Raw genomic sequence first — 20,067 nt, 5'->3', positions numbered from 1 at the left:
GAATTTTCTAGCCAGCTTTCTTTTACTTTTAGTTATTTTACAAGATTATATGGTTGAGAAGTAAGGGTAAAATACACCTATTCTATCAAGCTCACTTAATGGTATTTGTTCTATAATCTGCTGCAGTGAAGTAGGATCCTTCATCAAATCATAAAATGATATTGTTGTACCAAATATAGGTGATATTTCCGGAACATAATCACTCTTAAATTCAGCACCAGGTGCTCCTTGAAGCTTAAAAGATCTTCTTTCAAGTATTTTACCATAGGAATCATATGCATATACCTCTATTGTAGATATGTCTGCATTTAATCCAGCAAAAGCCACAGAGAACTTATCATTAGCACCTCTATAAACCTTAGGCCTTATTCCTCTATTGGTTACAATCTTCATATAATATACATCCTCATCAGCTTCAATATCTATATTTGTTAAGTTAGGAGCAACCTGCTCGTCTGGTACTAAACCATTTCTATAATGTATAGTTTCAAGCTGTTTTATATAAACTTTAGGAACCTTCACTGCTATATTGTGAGTGCTGTAGTCCCTAAATATTCCGTTGTTTAAATCCTGAGCTGAAGACTGTAAAAAGGCATTGTTAAAACCATCTACAGTTTTAAATATTATTTTTATTTCTTCATTTTCAGAATGTTCTCCTCCATATATATCCTTAATGGCTCCTGATCCTATAGTTACAGTATATTTTGTATTAAAGTTTAACATTCTATCAGGATGATCTGTATCAAAAGTAATTAGTAAATCCATTCCATTTTCACTTACTTCAACATTATATCTTAAATCTGAATGATATGGACTTCTATCTATACTTATTTTGCTTAATATGTCAGCTGCCGCTTCTATCCTATCGTCAAAAGATAGTACAAGAGCTTGGTTTACTCCAACACCGATTTTATTTACTCCAATTAAATCCGGAATTTGATATATAGGATTTGTGTTTGCCATATAAAAAGGCGAGCTCTCAAAGTTTACATTATCATTACCAGGATTAAAAAATGCATTTACTACTGTAGGCCTTTTTTCAGTATAAAAAGCTACACTAGAAAGTCCTGGCTGCGAAGTAACATTAAAAATCCCTGGAACACCTGAATTATCTCTCATTATTTCATTTCCATCTACTATAAGAACATACTGCTGATTTTCTCTTAAAGGTCTATAATAAATGGTTAAAGTCTTATTTTCTATTTCGCATTCATCTATAAAATCTTCCCTTGTTGACATTTCTAAAAGACGTATGCCTTCCCCTTCATTAACCAATTTTGCATCAGAATCAAAATCATAATATTTTAACTCTCCTTCTCTATTTGATGTAACTCCTCTTACAACAGATAGAGGATCATTCTTATCTATATGTTCTCCTGAATCTCCTATTTCGAATTCAGTAACTTTAGGAAATGGATCTGTATTAAACCTAATTCCATTTAAATTATCAAACTCGTAATAGTTGTCCACCTATCTCCACCATACGATATAAACTGAATATTGATGATTTATATTAAGATTTGAAGCTGATATACTGGCAGCAAGAGTTCCTGTTATTTTTTTTGAACCTTTAGAAACATAACTTTTAGTAGCAGTTATATTCTTGCGGATTTAAAATAACTTCCTCTTCTACACTGATCTTGTGATTTACCATTTAATTCTGCCAATTCTGGATATTTTATAGTATCTTTACTATCCGTTTCTAACTTCGCAACAACATCTTCAAGTGTTCCATATTTCCCATTACCATTATCCCATACTAGATAATGTACATTTCCATTAAATTGATTAGCTGTATCTGAATCTTCAGTAACATCCATAGTAAATGATGTAGATGTTATACTCGTAAATTTATACTTTAATTTATCAACCCTAGTGTCTGTTGCAGCAAAAGCTTTATTCATAAAAACTGTACTTGACAAAATCAAAGCAAATGCCAGGAAAAAAATAGTTTTTGGTATGAATGAATATTTATTTTTCAATCTTTGTCCCTCCCTTATTCATTTGAAGTATCTAGCTTGTAAGTTTTTCTTGCAATCTCATTATTAAATTTATCATAGGATACAATAGTAATCTCAGAGCCTGGTATTAATCTTGGAGTTGCTAAAGTAAATCTAGTTTCTGTTGAGAAAGTAGGTTCCCCATCACTTCCATAGTTTACAGGTGGATCATAATGCATTGGTATAGTAGTTTTTACCAATTTGTTTTTTGAATTATAAACAGAAGCTTCTATATTAACTGCATATACTTCTGGATCAGCTTCAACTACAATGGAATGTAAGTCTAGTATACCTACATAATTAACCTCTATCTTCTGTATTGGATCTACATTCTCATCAGTATCTGACAATTCTTCCACAACAATAATTTGAGTTTCTATAGATATGTCAAGGTTTTTTAAAGTTCCTTTTACATCCTTTGTGCCTAAAGTTTTTGTATTTACAGAATCCCAAATTACTTCTTCCATTTTAACAGAACCATCTTTATAAGTTACCGCTATACTAGAAGGTAATTCTGGTGTTTCATTAATTAGCACTTTTATTGGATTAACAGTTTCAATAGAATCAATTTGTTTATCATCATTAGTTCCCTGTCCTACAACAATAACTTCCATAGTAACTGATATACCACTAGTTCCTACTTTGCCACTTACAACCTTTTTCCCTAATGTACTTGTATCAACATCTTCCCAATCTACATTTTCTTTTCCAGTTGAATTATCTTTATATATAACTGTAACTTTAGATGGTAAATCAGGAGTTTTTCCTTTTTGTACAGTAACTGGACTTGGTTTTGTTACTGACTTAATATCTGTATCTACTACAGATATCTTAAACTCTCTTTGATAGGTATATTTCTCACCATCTGTAACCTTTATTGTAAAAGTACTAGTACCTTCTTTAGTTGGTGTACCAGTAATTTCTCCTGTACTAGAGTTTAATTTCATTCCAGTAGGAAGACTTCCTTTTACTTTTGTCCATTTATATGGTTCTGTTCCTCTTATTGCTTTTAGCTTAACACTATAAAGTGAATTTAATGCTGCAGATGGCAGTTCTTTATCTTCTATAGCTAAAAGATCTGTTCTCGCTCCTGTAAGATATTCCATCCATAAATCAACATCATTGTCTGTAAGTTCTCCATCTAGGTCTATATCTAAATCTTCTATATCACTAGATCTTGTAATTTTATCTACCCCTTTAAGATGTCGCATTATTTTTAATGGAGCTAATTCATCCTTTTCAACAGTATCATCTGCATAAGCAAGCTTGTTTCCTCCAAGGAAAAGTAAAGCTGAACAAAGCATAAAAGTCATAATTTTTTTATATTTCATTTATTCTTAATACCTCCTTCCTTTTATAATCCTATTTTATTTCAAAATCTACCTTTGCAGGAAACCTTAATTGTTTTCCTCCTTGTGATAAAATCTGCTCAGTTACAGTCAGAGTATATTTGCCTTTTATATATTCTAATTTAGGTGAAACCACAACAGTCTTATTACCATTTTCAAAAGAAAAGTCTACAGCAATAGCTTTACCTTTACTATCAATCACTGTAATACTTTGATTGTTTATAGTATCTTTGTCTACAGGAAGACTAAAATTAATTTTAAAATCTTTCTTAACATTGTTTACAGTTACAGGATTTTTAGTTCCTCCTTTAAATACACCAATTCTCCCGTCAACTTTTCTTGAAGAAATTTCATTATAACTATCATCATACATACTTAGATAGCTAATTTTAATAGGTGCTGCCTGTACAGCCTGAAGAGTTCTAAATTTTATTGTAAATAATACACCATTCTCTGAAATTCCTTCTTCAGTTGCCCAAGCGATTTTTATCTTTCCGTTTTTTGCATCTTTCAAATTTTCAACGAGTTTAGCAGAACTTAATAATTCACCTTTTCCCACGTCTTTTGCTTTGATAAAGGCAGGGTCATATTCAAGTTCCATAATTCCTGATGCCATATTAGAAGGGTTACTAACATATACGTTAATAGTAACATATTTTCCCTTACTCTCTTCATATACAGAATTAAGCATTACAACGGTATGATTCGCTTCTGTCGCTTCTACATTCATAAATGTAAATACGTTGAAGCACATCAGTAGAGCAATTATAAATCCTAAAGTCTTATGTTTCTTCATAATATCTCTGCACACTACCTTTCTTATAATTTAATTGTTAAATATCCCTCCTTTAGATTTTTTATCATTAGATAAAAAAATTAACCTATAAAATTTTTATCGTTTTACATGATAAAAACTTTATAGGTATGTATCCCTTTTAACTCTTAGTTTTGCATTTATACTATTTTAAGTTTTAAAACAAAAATAGCCTTACGTAAAAGAAATACTCTACGTGAGGCTTAAGAATTTTTACTTTGCTTTTACATTTTCTAGTATTCTTAAAATCTCTTGTGGAAACTTATTTGATTGAACCATCATAGCATTTCCTGCTTCTATTAATATGTTGTCTCTTGAAAAGTTCATAATTTCTTCTGCTACATCAGCATCCCTTATCTGACTTTCTGCTCCAACTATGGTATCATGAATTTCTCCTGTTTTATCATATGTACTTTCAAACCTATTTAATAGGGCACCATATTTACTTCTTTTAGAAATAACTGTATCCAGGATCTTATCTATTTTATCAAGATTGTCATCAATAGTATTTGTAGTTACATCTATGATATCTAGTCCAATCTTATCTGGACTTAAATCAGAAATAGAAATTTCCACACTTTCACCTACATTTGCTCCTATTGGCATCTTTAGTATTTTATTACCTTTTAAAAGTTCTACACCATTAAATTGTGTATTTTTTATAATATCCCCTATACCTTGTTTTAGATTATTTATTTCTTCTTGAATTACTTTTTTATCTTCTATTGTAGCTGAATCATTTCCTGCTTGAACTGTAAGCTCTCTTATTCTTTGGAGCATAGAAGTAATATTATCTAAGGCTCCATCGGCAGTCTGAAGCATACTAACTCCATCTTGAGCGTTCCTTTGAGCCATTTGAAGCCCTCTTATTTGAATTCTCATTTTCTCGCTGCTTGCAATAGCATTAGGATTTTCCTTTGCACTATTGATTTTATAACCTGAGGATATTCTGCTTAAGGCTGCACTTTGCCTCGACATTACTTTAATTTGTTCCTTATAGATATTAAGAGAATTTAGATTATGCATTAATCTCATGTTATCAACTCCGTAATATAATAATATAATGTTTATTATCGAATGTTTTTAGCTTTTCTTTACATATACTCATTAGTTTTTAAGATTACTTCAAACCTGTCTACAGCTTCCTGTATGGATATTCTATCATTTTTCAATTCTTGATATAAAATATAAAGGCTAGCATTTAAATCCTCGTTTATTGTTTTCATTTCAACCATTTTATCATATATTTGATCCAATAGCCTTTCTTTTATATCCTTATTATTTAGAATATCTACATTTATAAACTCTATAAGGCTTTCAATACTACTTCTTATATTATCATCATAACAAGAAAACTTTATTTTAATTAATTCATTAATTAAGTTGTTCATGTTTTTAAGAGATACTTCAATTTTCTTTTCTGCCACTGAACCTTCCCCCTATGCTTAATACTTAATTCATTTATCTTTTAAGCAATTCCCTTGGAATATGACAATAACCATTTGGATTTTTATCTAAATATTTTTGATGATATTCCTCAGCATCATAGAAGTTTTTTAAATGTTCTATTTCTGTTACAATAGGACTATCATACTTTTCTTGTTCCATATCTTTTGATTTTAATATTATTTTCAGATCATCTTCATCTAAGTAATATATTCCTGTTCTGTATTGTGTTCCAATATCATGTCCTTGTCTATCTTTTATTGTTGGGTCTACTACTTTCCAGTAGGCATCAAGTATTTTCTCTAAAGTAACTATATTCTCATCATATTCTATGTAACACGCTTCTGCAAAGCCAGTTTTGTTTTTACATACCTCTTCATAGGTAGGATTTTCAGTATTTCCATTAGCATATCCAACCTTAGTGTTCACAACTCCTTCTATTGTATTAAAATAAGCTTCTACCCCCCAAAAACATCCACCGGCTAAAACTATTTTCTTCATACTGTTGCCTCCGATTCTTATATTTTGCTACTCTTTGTTTTCAATAATAGGCTTTATCTTATATGGCTATTAAATATTCTTTACATATATTTATCGTAAATTCGCGAAAAGAATTAAACCCCAATAAGCTATAAAAAATTCAGCAATCCTAGTTTCGACTGCTGATATAATTTCATAGTAGTCTAAAGCTTCTTCTTTAAAACCAAAGCATTCAAATATTATATAATGGCAAAAAAGTTTTAAATTATTTCTTTAATAAAACTCTATAATTAAGAACTTTATCTGTGAATTTTATTGTTATACTTAAAAAATAATTCTGCACAACTAGGTTACTTATTCGATATAAGATCAAATCAAAAGCTGATAAAAGAAACTAAGGTAAGCATATTTATGGCTAGTTTCTAGACTTTTCCACAACACATAATAAAGAAGAAAAAATTGAGAGAAGTTTTACTAATCCAAAAGAACCTAATAAACCTTAATATTACTGAATGCGTAGTATTAAAAAAGTTTTCGAAAAGCGCATGCTTACAACTTCAATCAATAATAAGAAAAATATAGTACCATGGTCATATTGTATAAAATTATTTAGGCTATAAATACCATCATGCAAATTTTACATATGGTTTTTGAACAATCTAAGTTCTACATTTTTTGCTCTGCTTATAAACTTTATTTATGGTCTTACATCTAGGTGTTGTCCTCTATTTGAATCTAAAGCTACATTTGTAACGTTTCATTTATAAGTAGTGCCTCTTCATCTATTCATAGCAAGTTTCATCAGCTGCCAATACTTGCTGCATATTTAACCTTTGATTCGTACAATTGTTACCTATACTTAATCCTGTCTAATTCTAGCACCAGATTTATCATTATGCAATTATTCAAACTATAGTAACGCTATGATCTATAAAAGATCATATTTAGATTATCAGTATTTTGACGTGCTGATACCAACATACATTGATTGCTGTCTCACTAATGCAATATCCATCCATAACTGACTGTCATATCAGCCGTTGCCATGTTTATATCGATTCAATTTTAGAAAAAAAAGAAGTTAAATTCAACTTAGAATCTAATCCCAAACCCATTGTAGAGCTATCAAATAAGATCAAATGATAAAAGTTTTCAAAATTATCATTTATATCTTTGAACAGAAACTTTCTCATTCTAATGCATTTACATCAGAATTATACTTAGTTCTTCTCCAAAAATATAACTTCACTTTAAATACTTCTTTAGAATTCGTACCAACTTGTAGATTAACAGTTAGTATATTCCACTCCAGCATCTATTTATCTTATCTGCAAAAGCATCTAATTGAGTACCAAAATCTCCGTTTATATCCAAATAATTTCTACCAATTATATTAGATGGTCTTTTAAGCTGAGTATTTTTTTCATACATATCACTTACAACTGAGAGTTTAATTCCTTTACTTTTTAAAATTTACATGTAAATTTGTTTTTATATCTCCCTAATTCACCTTATACAGTTTTTAAAAAGGACCTCCCTCCTGAACATTTATCTTAGCTTGCTGCAATCCTTTAATTTGTGCCTTCGTTTTTTCGGATATTATGAGCATTACAGAATTATCTCCATTTATATTTAGATAGCCATGTTAAAATCTTTTCCGTAGATTTTTATGTATTTACGTTATTATTTTTTCCATTATACGAATTAATAGGAGATAATTTATGGTTAGTAATTATTTTTCTTTCTCATTTTTATCAGATTTTGTAAATACAATTAAAATATTGAGTTTTTATATTAATTTATTGATAAATTTTTAATATTACATGAAATAAAACTTTTGTTCTTTTGAAAATTTTATAAAAAAGAACCACATGTTTTAACCATGTAGTTCTTTTTCAGCATAATTCTCATAACAATAATATATATAGATAAGTTTTTATATGATATTCAACCTTTTATATATTGCCTAATTCATTCTATCTAGCTTAAATTAATAAATATAGATGTGTTAAATCTTTAACTTATCAAGTAATATTTTAAATATTTTACATTATGATTATTTACTGCATACAAAAATTAATTTACAAAAGACTTATTGTAACTTTTTACATCTTTTAATCTTTATTTTCTTTTTTTAATTATTTTAGCAGGAACGCCAACTGCTACTGAATATTCTGAAATACTCCTATTAACAACTGCATTAGCTCCAATTTTAGAACCTTTACCAATTTATACCCCAGGCAATATTACTGCACCTATTCCTATGTTACAATCATTACCTATTTTTATCGGTAAAAATTCTAATTCTGAAAATAAAATAGGCATATCTATTCCCAACTCTTTGTGTCTTGATGCATGTATTTTTACACAAGGACCAATACCAACATTTTCACCTATAGTAACTCCGCCTGCTCCATGTATAAAACATTGTTGCCCTATCCAAGTATTAGAACCAATTGTTAATTTTGAATTATAATATCCCTTCAAAATTGTATCATGTCCTATATAAACATTATCCCCTATTTCTATATTTTCAGGATGAAATATTCTTACTCCATCTTCAATGACTACATTCTCGCCACAAGCCTTCAATTTACTTTTATCAGGAATACCACTTCCTTCACTTCTCCATAACTTATACCCCACCTCAAGCACTCCTTTAAAACATATTTAAAATCGAATCTAAATACATTTTAATACCTTTTTCGATATTAATCTTCATGCTATAATTTAACAGGTCACAGATTTTTTTATTGCTACCCATAAGGTTTTTTACTTCGCTTTCTGTATGTACTAATTTTAAATTATTTATACCTATAGATAGAGCAATTTTTCTACAAAGTTCCTCTACAGAAAAGTATTCATTTCCGCATACATTAAATACCCCTCTACAGTTAGACTCAATAATGCCTTTTATTATTTCTACAACATCATTTATGTGTATAGGATTAATTATAGGAAGGCCGTTTTTATTTAGAATAATTTTATTACCTTGTAAAATATTATTTATCAAGGAGCTGATTAATCTTCCATTTTGTCCATTGCCATATGGAAAAAACATTCTTAATATTACTATAGATATTTTGTTTTCATACAATCTACAAAGTTCTTCTGATAAATATTTGCTCATACTATATATATCTTGAGGATAACAGTTATTTTCTTCAGTTAATATTTTTTCACTATAACCATATACTCCACCACTAGATATATAAATAAATCTTTTTATATTATTTTTAACAGATAACTCTAAAAGCTCCAGTGTAGATTTTAGGTTAACATCTATATACTCAGACTTTGGAATATTTTTATTTCCTACTATAGATGCACAATGAATTATTGCATCTACTTGTGGAATATTAAAATTATATAACGGATCTTTTAAATTCCATTTTATATTTTCACATTTTTCATTTTTGTTTCTTCCTATATTAATGCACTCATAGGTACTGCCCAAAAGTTCAATTAGATTACTTCCAATAAAGCCTGTACCTCCTGTTATCAAAAGCCTTTTTTCCATATGTTTAAAGTTTCCTTCCTTTACCATTTGATTGCTTTTCTAATTCTCTAATAAAATCATATTTCAATTTATAATATAGCACATCTTTTTATAACCTTCATATCTAATCTAACTTTATAAAATACAGAGAAACTTATTAGCATAATTATATTTGGTTACTTGGTCTATATCACTTGTTACATATTTCATATTTAAATCTATCCTTTAGTACTTTCATTCTAAACTCTACATACTTATTAGATCTCAATATTTCTTCAAAAGACTACTGATCATTAATATTTCCCATTGTATATTCCTCATTAGTACAACAATAACAACATGTATACACATTACCTTTAAAATCTATTACTGAAGGAATGTTTCCCCAATATGCCACTACAAATTTTTTCTTGTTCAGCATTATCTTTATAAAACATTAATTTATTCTCATTATGCAATTTTGTAGTATCATATCTTGTTAACTCTTGTTGTTCAGGTATCCAATTTTGTGGATCTTCATCTATTTCATCTCTAAATATTACAGTTTGTAATATATACTCATCGGCACCACATTGTGTTAACATATTACAAATTAAATTTAATTCTTGTACAAGATATTTAAATAAAACTGCCTTAGCATTTGTTTTTTAATATTAAACATTTTTACTGTTGCTATTTTAACAATATTAGCTATGACTTTATCCAAATTACCATTTTTTCTGTATCTCGAATAAGATTCTTGATTCTAATAATGGTTCTCCTAAATTATGCATAATAAATGATTTTATGTTTTTAATTGATATAACTGTATGTAAAATTTAATTTATATTGGTTCAATTTCTTCCATCACTGTACATAATCTTGACTTGCAATAAGATTTTCAATAATTTTCTCCATTCATTCCAATTTCCATACTTCATATCTTTTTTCTATGTTCATCACAATAAACACTATATACATTTTGTTATATATTAAAAGATTTTCTTCTGTACCACTCAATAGTTTTTTCTAATCCCAATGCTAAATCATATTTAGGTTCATAACCTAGCAATCTTTGAGCTTTTTCTATGCTTGGAATTCTAAGCTCTACATCTATATAATTTTTAGGAACATATACAATTTCTGACTTTGAGTCTGCTATTCTTTTTATAAGATGTGCAAGCATTGAAATAGTAATAGTGCCTCTTGGATTTCCTATATTAAAAGAATTTCCTATAGCTTCCTCTTTAGTAAGACACAACATTATTCCGTCAACAAAATCATCTATATAACACCAAGAACGTATTTGATCGCCATCTCCATGTACTTGCATTTGTTCATTTTTTATAGCTCTAAGCACAAATTGATGTATAGCACCCTCACCTACTTGACCAGGTCCATATATATTAAAAGGTCTAATTGAAACAGATGGTATCCCATATTCTTTATGGTAACTATGTGTTAAATGTTCTCCAGCTAATTTACTTACAGAATAAGTCCATCTTGCTTCACCTACTGGAGCCAAATTTGTAGTGTGTTGTTCATCTACTTTATATGCATAAGATCCAAATACTTCTGATGTTGAAAAATCTATAAATCTATCTAAATTTAAATCCTTTACCGCTTCTAATATATTGTATGTACCAATCATGTTCACCTTCATGGTAGTCACAGGATTTTTGATAACTGTATCTATTCCAGCTACCGCCGCTAAGTGAATTACAATATTAGGCCTGAATCCATCTATGACTGATTTCAGATAATTAAAATCTAATATATTACCTTGAACTAATTTAACATTAGTTTTGTCTAATAAATTTGTATTTTTAATAGAATTCCTGTTTAAGTTATCATAAATTAAAATTTCATTATTTTCATACAATAAATTACATATTCTTGTACCAATAAATCCTGCTCCACCAGTCAAAAGTACTTTTTTATTTTTAATCATTTTTTCCTCCTTAATTATGCCTTAAATAGATTTATATAAATCTAGCAGCTGTTTAGATATTACATTCATATCGTGATATTTTTCTACATACTTTCTTCCTTTATTACCAATTTCGCTTAACATATCTCTATTATTAATAACGTATTCTAATTTTTCTTTAATGTTATCTGGGTTTGCTGATATTATTGGTAATTCTTTAGGATATGTGTCCTTTAAATGATCACTTATGAAACAAACTACTGGTTTTCCCATTGCCATGGATTCTATTGCAAACAAACCATGTGAACCACATAATATTTGATCTATTATTATATCCGCTTTTTGATAAATCTTTTTTGCTTCTTCATGAGGCATACCTTGAATAAGCTTGAAATCAAAATCATATTTTTGTTTTAATTCTTCAATAGCACTTAAAATATATTTTGTTCCTTTAATTTCTGGTGATGATGGAGCATGAACAATAAATAACTTGTTATTTTTATAATTCTTAATTTTATACTTTTCTAAGTCTATGGCTTGTCTTATCAAATGGACATTACAATAGAAATCTTTCACATAATTGTATAACTCATAGTCACTTACTACGCAATGAGATATATGCTTTGAAATAAATTCTAATTTTCTTTTAATGCTATCTTCATCCATATTTTTAACTTTTACATATGGATTAAATTGTATAGCTTTAGAATACATTCTCACATCCGATCCCCAATGATGCATTAAAACTTTTTTACCTAGCTCATTGAGTAAAGATAAGTCAGAATAATCTAAAGTTAAGCTAGTTCCAAAATGAAAATGAAACACATCATTTTCTGAAATTACTTTAGCTGCTAATTTTTTAGTCTCTATATTAGCTTCATTTACATTATTAAAAGAACTAATATCTAAAGTATAATCAGATTTATATCCTAAATAATTAGGATAGTAATTTAATGTTTTAGCATCAATTCTTATTCTCTTTAAACCTGATGTTAGCGTACACATCTGATTAGCGATCTCCATAGTTCCATGAATAACCTTTAAATTGTTATTATCAATAGCCTTTAAATCGCATATAATATCATTAACTTTTACATTGCTATTTGGGTTGAATAATTTTGCAGTACTAAAGCACTCTAATGATTTTTTATTTTTTTTAGTAATATCCATTAAATAACTCAAGTTGTATAATAAGTCTTGGTTAAATGGTTCTTTTTTTAAGCCACTTTTTAATATATTTTCAGCTTCTGAATATTTTTCTTCCATAATAGCTATAACAGCTTTTATTGAATAAATTTCTATATCATTATGAACTATATCTTCGTATTGTTTAATTAACTCTTTAGCTTCTTCTAAATTTCCACTACTTATTAAAGTGTTAATATTTGATTTAACTTGAGTTTTATATTCATCAAATTGTGATTTTTGTTTTTCTTCGATTATGTCTTTTTCACTAAATAACAAATCATTTTTATAAATATCAATATATTTAGCCATTGCTTCATAAGTATTTAAAGCTTCTAGTAAGTGATTTACTATAGCTTTTTTATTATCATTTAATAAATCTTGATTAACCAAATACATAATCAAAAAGAATCTATCTTCCATATTGCTTACGCTTTTATAAATTAAAGATGCTTTTTCTATTCTATATAGTTCAGATATAAACTTAATTCCACATTTTATATATTTATCAAAAATATTTTTATATTTATCATTTATTGTGCTATTATCTCTAGCATTTATTAAAAGTAAAACAGACATTAATACTATATTTACTCTTAATACATTTATATCTGCTGCTGATACTACTTCTTCCTCTAATTGTGAAACATATTCTTCAAAAGCATTTATAAATCTTTTATCTTTTTCAATTAAATATTGAAGTATTTTTCTTACATTTAATGTTTCAACTTTTGTTAATATATTAATAAGAAATGGAATATCTTCTTTAAAATTATTAAGTACTTCTGCATAAAACAGAGGTTCTTTATCTAAGTCTAAATTTTGCAATATTAATTTTATTAAGTTTGATTTTATATTTACATCATCGGTTAATCTCAATTGATTTAACAATCCATATATATCTGTATCAGAACTAAACCGTTTGTAAATTTCAACTCTATTATTATATTCTACTTCATCTAACTTGCTCTCTAAAGTTACTAAAAATGTATCTTTTTCTTTTTTATTTGTTAAAGAAATATATAAATCATAAAGTTCATCATGTTTCTTTAACTTTATTAATATATTTATACCTGAATAAATTTTTTGATTTACAAGTGTAATATGTTTATAATTTTTGTAAGCCTCCAGATATTTTTCCTCATTTAGATAATGCTGAAATATTTCAAAATATCCATTTGAGATAGAATTTTTATCCATATGATACATAATAATTGTTAAATCTTTAGCTATTTCTAACTTATCATATTTTTTAACTAAATCAATATATTTATTAAAATATTTAAAGGATTCTTTTTTATTTCCTAACTGCTTTTCTGATACTGCAATAATATAATACATATCTACATATTCAGATTGTACACTTATAACTTCTTTAGCAACTTTTATTGATTCACTTAACTCCCCATTTGTATATGCTATTCTAGCATGTGAGCCAAGTATATAGGTATATATATTTTCTTTAATTAAATTTTTATTTTTTAATATATTATACGCTTTTCTAAATTCCTTTAACGATTCATTATGGTCTCCATGCATATCATAACTTACACCCAATTGATATAAGTAATATAGATTTTCTGGATCTTTTTTCAATTCATATTTAAGCAATTCAACGGTTCTTTTATACTTTTTTTCCATCAATTCTTTATCAGTACTAATATATCCAAAATGCGTCAAAGCAATATCCACACTCAAATTAGGGCCTTTAAAAATTGGTTGATTATGAACTGCTCCTTCATATCTAAATTCTCCGTCATTTCTGAATAATCTTGGAGAAAGTATTAAATTATATCTATCCTCATCTTTATAATCATATAAATTCTTTACTTGTACTAAAACTGTATTAAAGTTATTTAGCTCATTTGAATTTAGGAGAGTTATCATTTTATCAATATCGTCTAATCTTTCATCCGCATCTATAATAAAAATCCATTCCCCTTTAGCATAAGAAATTGACTTATTTCTCATTTCTGAAAAATTTTTATTCCACTTATGAAAATAAACTTTATCCGTATACTCTTTAGCTATTAATACTGTATTGTCTTGTGATCCTGTATCTACTATAATGAGTTCTGCTAATCCTGTATTAATTATAGGTTTTAAATTTTCAAGACATCTTCTTATGTTCTTTTCTTCATCCTTAACCATCATACATATACTAAGTTTCATAACTATACCTCACAAAATTATATTATTATTTATATTATCGTAAATTTTAATAGAAACTTAAATAGATGACTATACACATACTTATCATTTATACTTTTTTATTAATCTATTTACTTAACTAATAAAAATAGTCAGAGATTTTCTCCGACTATTTTTATTAACAAAATTTAATTTTTTAATTATCTTAATAACTGAAGAACTCCTTGTGGTTGTTGATTTGCTTGAGCAAGCATAGCTTGAGCAGCTTGTTGAAGAATATTATTCTTAGAATAATTCATCATTTCTTTTGCCATATCAACATCTCTTATTCTAGATTCTGCTGCTTGTAGGTTTTCTGATGATGTATTTAAATTATTTATAGTATGTTCAAGTCTGTTTTGATATGCTCCTAATTTTGCTCTTTCTGTAGATACCTTATTAATTGCAGCATTAATAATAGTTATTGCTTTTGATATAGCTGTTGCACTAGTTGTATTATCAATTATAACACTTCCTGTTGCTACACCTAATGATGCTGCTGTCATATTTCCAATATCTAGTTGTATAATTTGATCTTTATTAGCTCCAACCTGGAATACTATAGTAGCAGCTTCAGTATTAGTGTTTAATAATTTCTTAGTGTTGAACTCAGTTTGGTCAGCTATTCTATCAATTTCAGCTTGTAACTGAGCAATTTCCTTACCAATTTGATCTCTATCTTCTCCAACATTTGTGTCATTTGCACCTTGAACTGCAAGCTCTCTCATTCTTTGAAGAATTGAGTGAGTTTCATTTAAAGCACCTTCAGCTGTTTGAATTAAGGAAATACCATCTTGAGAGTTTCTTGAAGCTTGGTCAAGACCTCTGATTTGTCCTCTCATCTTTTCTGAAATAGCTAATCCTGCAGCGTCATCTCCAGCTCTGTTTATTCTTAAACCTGAACTTAATTTTTCCATTGCTTTTGCTGCTGAATTAACGTTTGATGTCATGTTTCTGTGAGCATTCATAGCATTTAAATTGTGGTTGATAATCATAATAAAATTCCTCCTTGAATTTTTATTTACGGGAATCCTTTCCCGTTTTATTTTGTTTACACTTACTATATCGTCTAAATTTTATATTACTTTATATATTTTATTAAAATTTTTAAATTTTTTTATTAAAAAAAACGGAACCTATTGAATATATTTTATTATAGCTTTTATTGGCATTGTTACGAATAACAAGTTTATTCATATTATTTATCAAACTAGCTCTTTTTTCTTTTATAAGTTCTAGTAATTTTTGCTCAATCATTAATATATCCAATTCTTTACATACTTCTATAAACTCTTCTTTTGAATAGTCTAGTTTATCCATTGTGTTAATTATATTTTGCCTATTAGACATTAACTGTTCTAATGCATCATAGTTTTCTTTTTCTACGCTGCTAATTATATCTAATGTTATGTTCTTATACTCTTTTAAGCCATCCTTTAGTTCCATATTACTACCACTCATTTACAATTATTTTAACTCATTCCTAATTGGCTATATAGCCAATTTGCTTGAGAATTTAATTGATTCATAGCTGTTTCTAGGCTAGCAAACATTTTATAATAATTTTCCTGCTTTGTATAATACTTATTTTGTAGCTCTTGTATGGCTTCTTCCTTTGCTTGTATATTTTTATATAAAGTATTACTTGTTGCCCATCTAGTATTTGTATAACCTGCCTTTTGGATTAAACTACCGCTACTTCCTACATACGTATCTAATAAATCATCTATCTTCTGAAGTATTCCTTTTTTATTTTTATCAGTAGAACTTTGAGTAAATAATTTTTGTACCTGGTCTCCTCTTGTTTCTAAAGCTGTCTTTAATTTATCTTCATCTATCTTTAGTTTTCCATCTGTAGCTTGATATGTTGATATACCAATGTCTGTTATACTAATTCCAGCTCCTTCTACTGCGGAATAAAATATTTCTCTCATTCCATTCAAAATACTTGTTAACTGCAAATCTCCTCTTAATATGCCTTGCTTAGCTTTTTCATTCCACTTTTCTATATCATCATCTTCCATTTCTTCTTCCTGAGCTTTTGTAAGAGGTTCATAATTATAATTTTTCTTTTCTGTCAACTTTCCATTTATTTTATCTACTAATTTATTATACTTTTCAACAAACTTTTTAAATCTTTCCACAGTCTCAGTAGCATCAGCTTTTACTGTTATAGTAGTTTCCTTTAATCCATCTTCAGGATTTATTGGGTTAGTGTCGATGACTTCTGATATGGCTATTAAATTATATTGAATATTGTCAATTGTAAAACTATTAGAGCTCCTTTCTACTAGTGTAAAGTCACTCTCTCCTGGTGATTTTATATAAACTTTAGCATTCTGTCCATATACTGCTCCTGTTGTAATACCTAATTCGTTAGCAGCTGTACCTGTAATACTTAATTTTGCATCTGCACCCGTATCACGAGTTTGTATTGTTAACTTTCCTGTAAGTTCACTATAATTTACTGTTATATAATTTCCTAATACGTCAGAACTGTTATCATCAGCTTTTGCATTCCTAAAATTATTTATTAAATCGCTTAATGTTTCAGTTTTAGCTCCATTTTCGTCTTCAGTTTTATTTACATCAATTTTAAAAGTTTTACCTTTTACTTCTATTGTTATTTCTGAAGCTTCTATACCTAAATCTGAAAGCTTTGTAGCAGTTGTAGCATTAATATCTTTTCCATTTGGATCTTTTATGGTAAAAGCATTACTCTGCATTTTAGCAGCTTCTGCTACTTGATCTACTTTAACTTTATAAACTCCAGTTATTGCTCCTGCATATGTTGTAGCTGTAAGAACATTCTCATCTCCACTTGTAGCTTTGGTTCCAGAGTAAGATGCACTTTTCATCATATTAGTATCATTAGAAGCAGATATACTCAAGTAGTCGTCTTGAAACTCTTTTAAATCCTTTATTATATCTACATAAGCTTCTTGCTGCCATTCTAATTTTTGCTTCTCTTTATATGTCTTATCTATTTTTGACTGTTCAGTAGATAGCATAGACTTTACCATAGAATCCGTATCCATACCAGTAGCAAGACCTGTTATTCTATTACTGCTGCTAGTACTACTTACACTGCTTATACTACTCATTTAATCACCCCAAACTTATATTTTTTTATTGAGAATTGAAAACCTTATACTTATGGTTCTTATTCTTCATTATTAACTACTTTTTATCTCATTCCTTTTGAAGCCTTATACGCATCATTCCAAGTATCCCTCACGTCCTCAATTAAAGGAATAACTTCATTCATTATTTCAACACTCTTTTTTATATTAGCATCAGTCAGTCTTCTTACTATAAAATCATATATGCTCATTAGCTGATTTCCCCAATTCCCAGCTTGTTTAACATCAAGGGTTGCCATCAATTCATAAAATATATCTTGAGCCTTTACTATGTTTGCATGTGCTTTAGGGATATCTTTATCAATTATTGCTTGTCTACCTATTTTAGCAAACTTCACAGCTCCATCTACGAGCATTAATAATAGCTGCTCTTTTGAAGCATAGTTTATACTATTATTTTTATACGTATTATATGCATTACTTGCGTACATTGAAAAACCTCCCATTGCATAGGTTGTTATATTGTTAAGTCATAGTTTTTATCGTTATATTTTGGGAAAACTTTAGCATGCAGTACTCACCTGCATGCGGTTATCGTTTGGTATCTAGAAACCTTCCTTGAATTGAATTTGTTTCTGCCTTTGATGCATCTATATCTATTTTTTTTATTTTAACTGCATCTACGGATATTTTCTTTTTTTTAGTTTGCTTAGCTAATTCTTTTTTAAAACTTTTGGTGTTTTGCTGCTGTTTTTCTTTTTTGTCCCTATTAACCTTTGATGAGTCTTTACTTCCATGAACCTTTCCCTCTCTTGTAGCATCATTAACTATCCTATAAGTCTCAGGTTCTATTTTGTTTAATTTATACTCCAATAGAAACACCCCACCTTTTTTAAGATACTAGAAAGCTAGTCCACAGAACATAATACCTTATTTTTATCAAGCTTTTTCATCCACTATAATTCCAGCAATTTTGTACATTTCTGCTACCATATCTAAAATCTTTTTCGGAGGTATTTCTTTTATTACTTCTTTAGTGTCATTGTTTATTATTTTAATAATAAATTCATTCTTTAATTTATCATGTCTTTCATATTCTATATGAGTTTCTTCCCCTTGGAGAAACTTATTTAATTTATCTACAGCTCTTTTTATATGATCTTCTTTTATATTCTTTTCATTTCCATGATTCATATCCTTTGAGGATTTTTGGTTTTCTGTTATCGGTAAATCTATTTGTTGATTAATCACTTCAGACTTATTTATGAAATTTTCATTACTGGATATTGTGCTTGTATTTATCTGTCCTCCTTGACTTAATACATTAACACTCATTTCCCTCACTCCTTTGAGAATACAATTTAATAACCTATAATTTCATAATGTACACTGAAACCTATCTTTTCTTTAGTGATTTTAGCATAGACGTATCCATATTAACTGCATTCTTATTCTCTTCTTCTATTTCTTTATATAGCTCTTTTCTTAAAATTGCTACATTTTTAGGTGCATTTATGCCTATTTTTACAGAGCCATTTTCTATGCTGACTATGTTTATTTCTATATCCTCGCCTATAAGCAGTGATTCTCCTTCTTTTCTTTTAACAACTAACATTAGAGCTCCTCCTTGAATAATGGGTGTTTTATTAAGTATTTCTCATTATTCAATATTATTTGTTCCCCTAATTTTTCTTTTATATTTATAATGATTGGAGCGCGTAGATTTATAGTTATGTTTTCAGGCTTAGAGCTTAATGTAACTGTATTTATAACTAAAACATCTTCAGCTTTTTCTATTTTCAGCCTTTCAATAGTTTCATTACTTAACTTAAATTCATATTCACTCATAACATTGAATGGAGAAGTTACTATAAGACCTATGTTACTATCTTCAATAGAATGTAGTATGCTAAAAACCTCATTGTCCTTTACGGGAAAAATTATAAACTTAGTTAAATTGTCAAACCCAGGAATACCCTTTTTGAAAAATATTACATCCTTTTCACTATATTCTTGTATGCCGTGATACTTTGTTTGTAATTTCAATGTTTAACACCCCGTTCTTTTAAAATTGGCAATGAACAATAAATGTGTTTTTTATTATAGAAATTG

22 protein-coding genes are annotated in these 20,067 nt (G+C 28.2%); all 22 read right to left on the bottom strand.

Translation table 11 applies throughout. The features are described 5' to 3' along the window. Positions 1-45: 45 nt before the first annotated feature. The 22 genes from ACFWTK_RS01475 to fliW all read right to left on the bottom strand — a co-directional run bounded on the left by ACFWTK_RS01475 (position 46) and on the right by fliW (position 20,001). Positions 46-1,470 carry an Ig-like domain-containing protein gene (locus ACFWTK_RS01475; RefSeq protein WP_415874380.1) on the bottom strand — a complete coding sequence of 475 codons (1,425 nt, stop codon included), beginning with the start codon at positions 1,468-1,470 and terminating at the stop codon, positions 46-48. Positions 1,471-1,595: 125 nt separating this feature from the next. Continuing rightward, the gene (locus tag ACFWTK_RS01470) at positions 1,596-1,904 is read right to left on the bottom strand and encodes a hypothetical protein (RefSeq protein ID WP_415874379.1); all 309 of its coding nucleotides are present in this window, start codon (positions 1,902-1,904) and stop codon (positions 1,596-1,598) included. Positions 1,905-1,996: 92 nt separating this feature from the next. Further along, positions 1,997-3,331 (bottom strand): Ig-like domain-containing protein, encoded by a 1,335-nt coding sequence (locus ACFWTK_RS01465; RefSeq protein WP_415874378.1) that lies wholly within the window; start codon positions 3,329-3,331, stop codon positions 1,997-1,999. A 31-nt stretch (positions 3,332-3,362) separates the two neighbouring features. After that, positions 3,363-4,145, bottom strand: a complete 783-nt coding sequence (locus tag ACFWTK_RS01460; protein ID WP_415874377.1) for a cohesin domain-containing protein — start codon at positions 4,143-4,145, stop codon at positions 3,363-3,365. Positions 4,146-4,376: 231 nt separating this feature from the next. After that, a complete protein-coding gene (locus ACFWTK_RS01455) occupies positions 4,377-5,198 on the bottom strand; it encodes a flagellin (RefSeq protein WP_415874376.1) in 822 nt (273 codons plus the stop codon). Between the two features lie 59 nt (positions 5,199-5,257). Then, positions 5,258-5,590, bottom strand: a complete 333-nt coding sequence (locus ACFWTK_RS01450) for a hypothetical protein (protein ID WP_415874375.1) — start codon at positions 5,588-5,590, stop codon at positions 5,258-5,260. Between the two features lie 34 nt (positions 5,591-5,624). Further along, positions 5,625-6,110, bottom strand: coding sequence for a peptide-methionine (S)-S-oxide reductase MsrA (gene msrA, locus ACFWTK_RS01445; RefSeq protein ID WP_415874374.1), 486 nt, complete (start codon positions 6,108-6,110; stop codon positions 5,625-5,627). Positions 6,111-7,382: 1,272 nt separating this feature from the next. After that, positions 7,383-7,520 (bottom strand): hypothetical protein, encoded by a 138-nt coding sequence (locus ACFWTK_RS01440; RefSeq protein WP_415874373.1) that lies wholly within the window; start codon positions 7,518-7,520, stop codon positions 7,383-7,385. Between the two features lie 798 nt (positions 7,521-8,318). Next, a complete protein-coding gene (locus ACFWTK_RS01435; RefSeq protein WP_415874372.1) occupies positions 8,319-8,735 on the bottom strand; it encodes an acyltransferase in 417 nt (138 codons plus the stop codon). A gap of 13 nt (positions 8,736-8,748) precedes the next feature. Continuing rightward, positions 8,749-9,609, bottom strand: a complete 861-nt coding sequence (locus ACFWTK_RS01430) for an NAD-dependent epimerase/dehydratase family protein (RefSeq protein ID WP_415874371.1) — start codon at positions 9,607-9,609, stop codon at positions 8,749-8,751. Positions 9,610-9,871: 262 nt separating this feature from the next. Next, the gene (locus tag ACFWTK_RS01425) at positions 9,872-10,009 is read right to left on the bottom strand and encodes an SPASM domain-containing protein (protein WP_415874370.1); all 138 of its coding nucleotides are present in this window, start codon (positions 10,007-10,009) and stop codon (positions 9,872-9,874) included. Beyond that, positions 9,945-10,172, bottom strand: a complete 228-nt coding sequence (locus ACFWTK_RS01420; RefSeq protein ID WP_415874686.1) for a hypothetical protein — start codon at positions 10,170-10,172, stop codon at positions 9,945-9,947. Before ACFWTK_RS01420 ends, ACFWTK_RS01425 begins: the two co-directional genes overlap by 65 nt. Positions 10,173-10,552: 380 nt before the next feature. Beyond that, entirely contained in the window at positions 10,553-11,518 is a 966-nt protein-coding gene (locus ACFWTK_RS01415) for an NAD-dependent epimerase/dehydratase family protein (RefSeq protein ID WP_415874369.1), read from the bottom strand. A 21-nt stretch (positions 11,519-11,539) separates the two neighbouring features. Continuing rightward, the gene (locus ACFWTK_RS01410; protein WP_415874368.1) at positions 11,540-14,854 is read right to left on the bottom strand and encodes a glycosyltransferase; all 3,315 of its coding nucleotides are present in this window, start codon (positions 14,852-14,854) and stop codon (positions 11,540-11,542) included. Between the two features lie 179 nt (positions 14,855-15,033). Next, positions 15,034-15,867 carry a flagellin Hag gene (gene hag / locus ACFWTK_RS01405; protein WP_415874367.1) on the bottom strand — a complete coding sequence of 278 codons (834 nt, stop codon included), beginning with the start codon at positions 15,865-15,867 and terminating at the stop codon, positions 15,034-15,036. A gap of 112 nt (positions 15,868-15,979) precedes the next feature. Beyond that, on the bottom strand, positions 15,980-16,318 hold the full coding sequence (locus ACFWTK_RS01400; protein WP_106024053.1) for a flagellar protein FliT: 339 nt from the start codon (positions 16,316-16,318) through the stop codon (positions 15,980-15,982). A 26-nt stretch (positions 16,319-16,344) separates the two neighbouring features. Next, positions 16,345-17,976: a flagellar filament capping protein FliD gene (gene fliD / locus ACFWTK_RS01395; protein ID WP_106024054.1), complete on the bottom strand. Its 1,632-nt coding sequence runs from the start codon at positions 17,974-17,976 to the stop codon at positions 16,345-16,347. Positions 17,977-18,059: 83 nt separating this feature from the next. Continuing rightward, the gene (gene fliS, locus ACFWTK_RS01390; RefSeq protein ID WP_106024055.1) at positions 18,060-18,446 is read right to left on the bottom strand and encodes a flagellar export chaperone FliS; all 387 of its coding nucleotides are present in this window, start codon (positions 18,444-18,446) and stop codon (positions 18,060-18,062) included. Between the two features lie 100 nt (positions 18,447-18,546). Next, positions 18,547-18,837, bottom strand: coding sequence for a hypothetical protein (locus ACFWTK_RS01385; RefSeq protein WP_415874366.1), 291 nt, complete (start codon positions 18,835-18,837; stop codon positions 18,547-18,549). A gap of 57 nt (positions 18,838-18,894) precedes the next feature. Then, positions 18,895-19,290, bottom strand: coding sequence for a flagellar protein FlaG (locus tag ACFWTK_RS01380; protein ID WP_061856973.1), 396 nt, complete (start codon positions 19,288-19,290; stop codon positions 18,895-18,897). A 61-nt stretch (positions 19,291-19,351) separates the two neighbouring features. Beyond that, complete coding sequence (gene csrA / locus ACFWTK_RS01375; protein ID WP_106024058.1) at positions 19,352-19,570, bottom strand: carbon storage regulator CsrA; 219 nt, start codon at positions 19,568-19,570, stop codon at positions 19,352-19,354. Next, positions 19,570-20,001 (bottom strand): flagellar assembly protein FliW, encoded by a 432-nt coding sequence (gene fliW / locus ACFWTK_RS01370; protein WP_415874365.1) that lies wholly within the window; start codon positions 19,999-20,001, stop codon positions 19,570-19,572. Before fliW ends, csrA begins: the two co-directional genes overlap by 1 nt. Between the last annotated feature and the right edge of the window lie 66 nt (positions 20,002-20,067).

This window comes from Clostridium sp. (assembly GCF_047777555.1).
Lineage (GTDB): Bacteria > Bacillota > Clostridia > Clostridiales > Clostridiaceae > Clostridium_H.
Note: the sequence above shows the minus strand (reverse complement) of the source record. Positions and strands in the feature narration are given on the sequence as shown.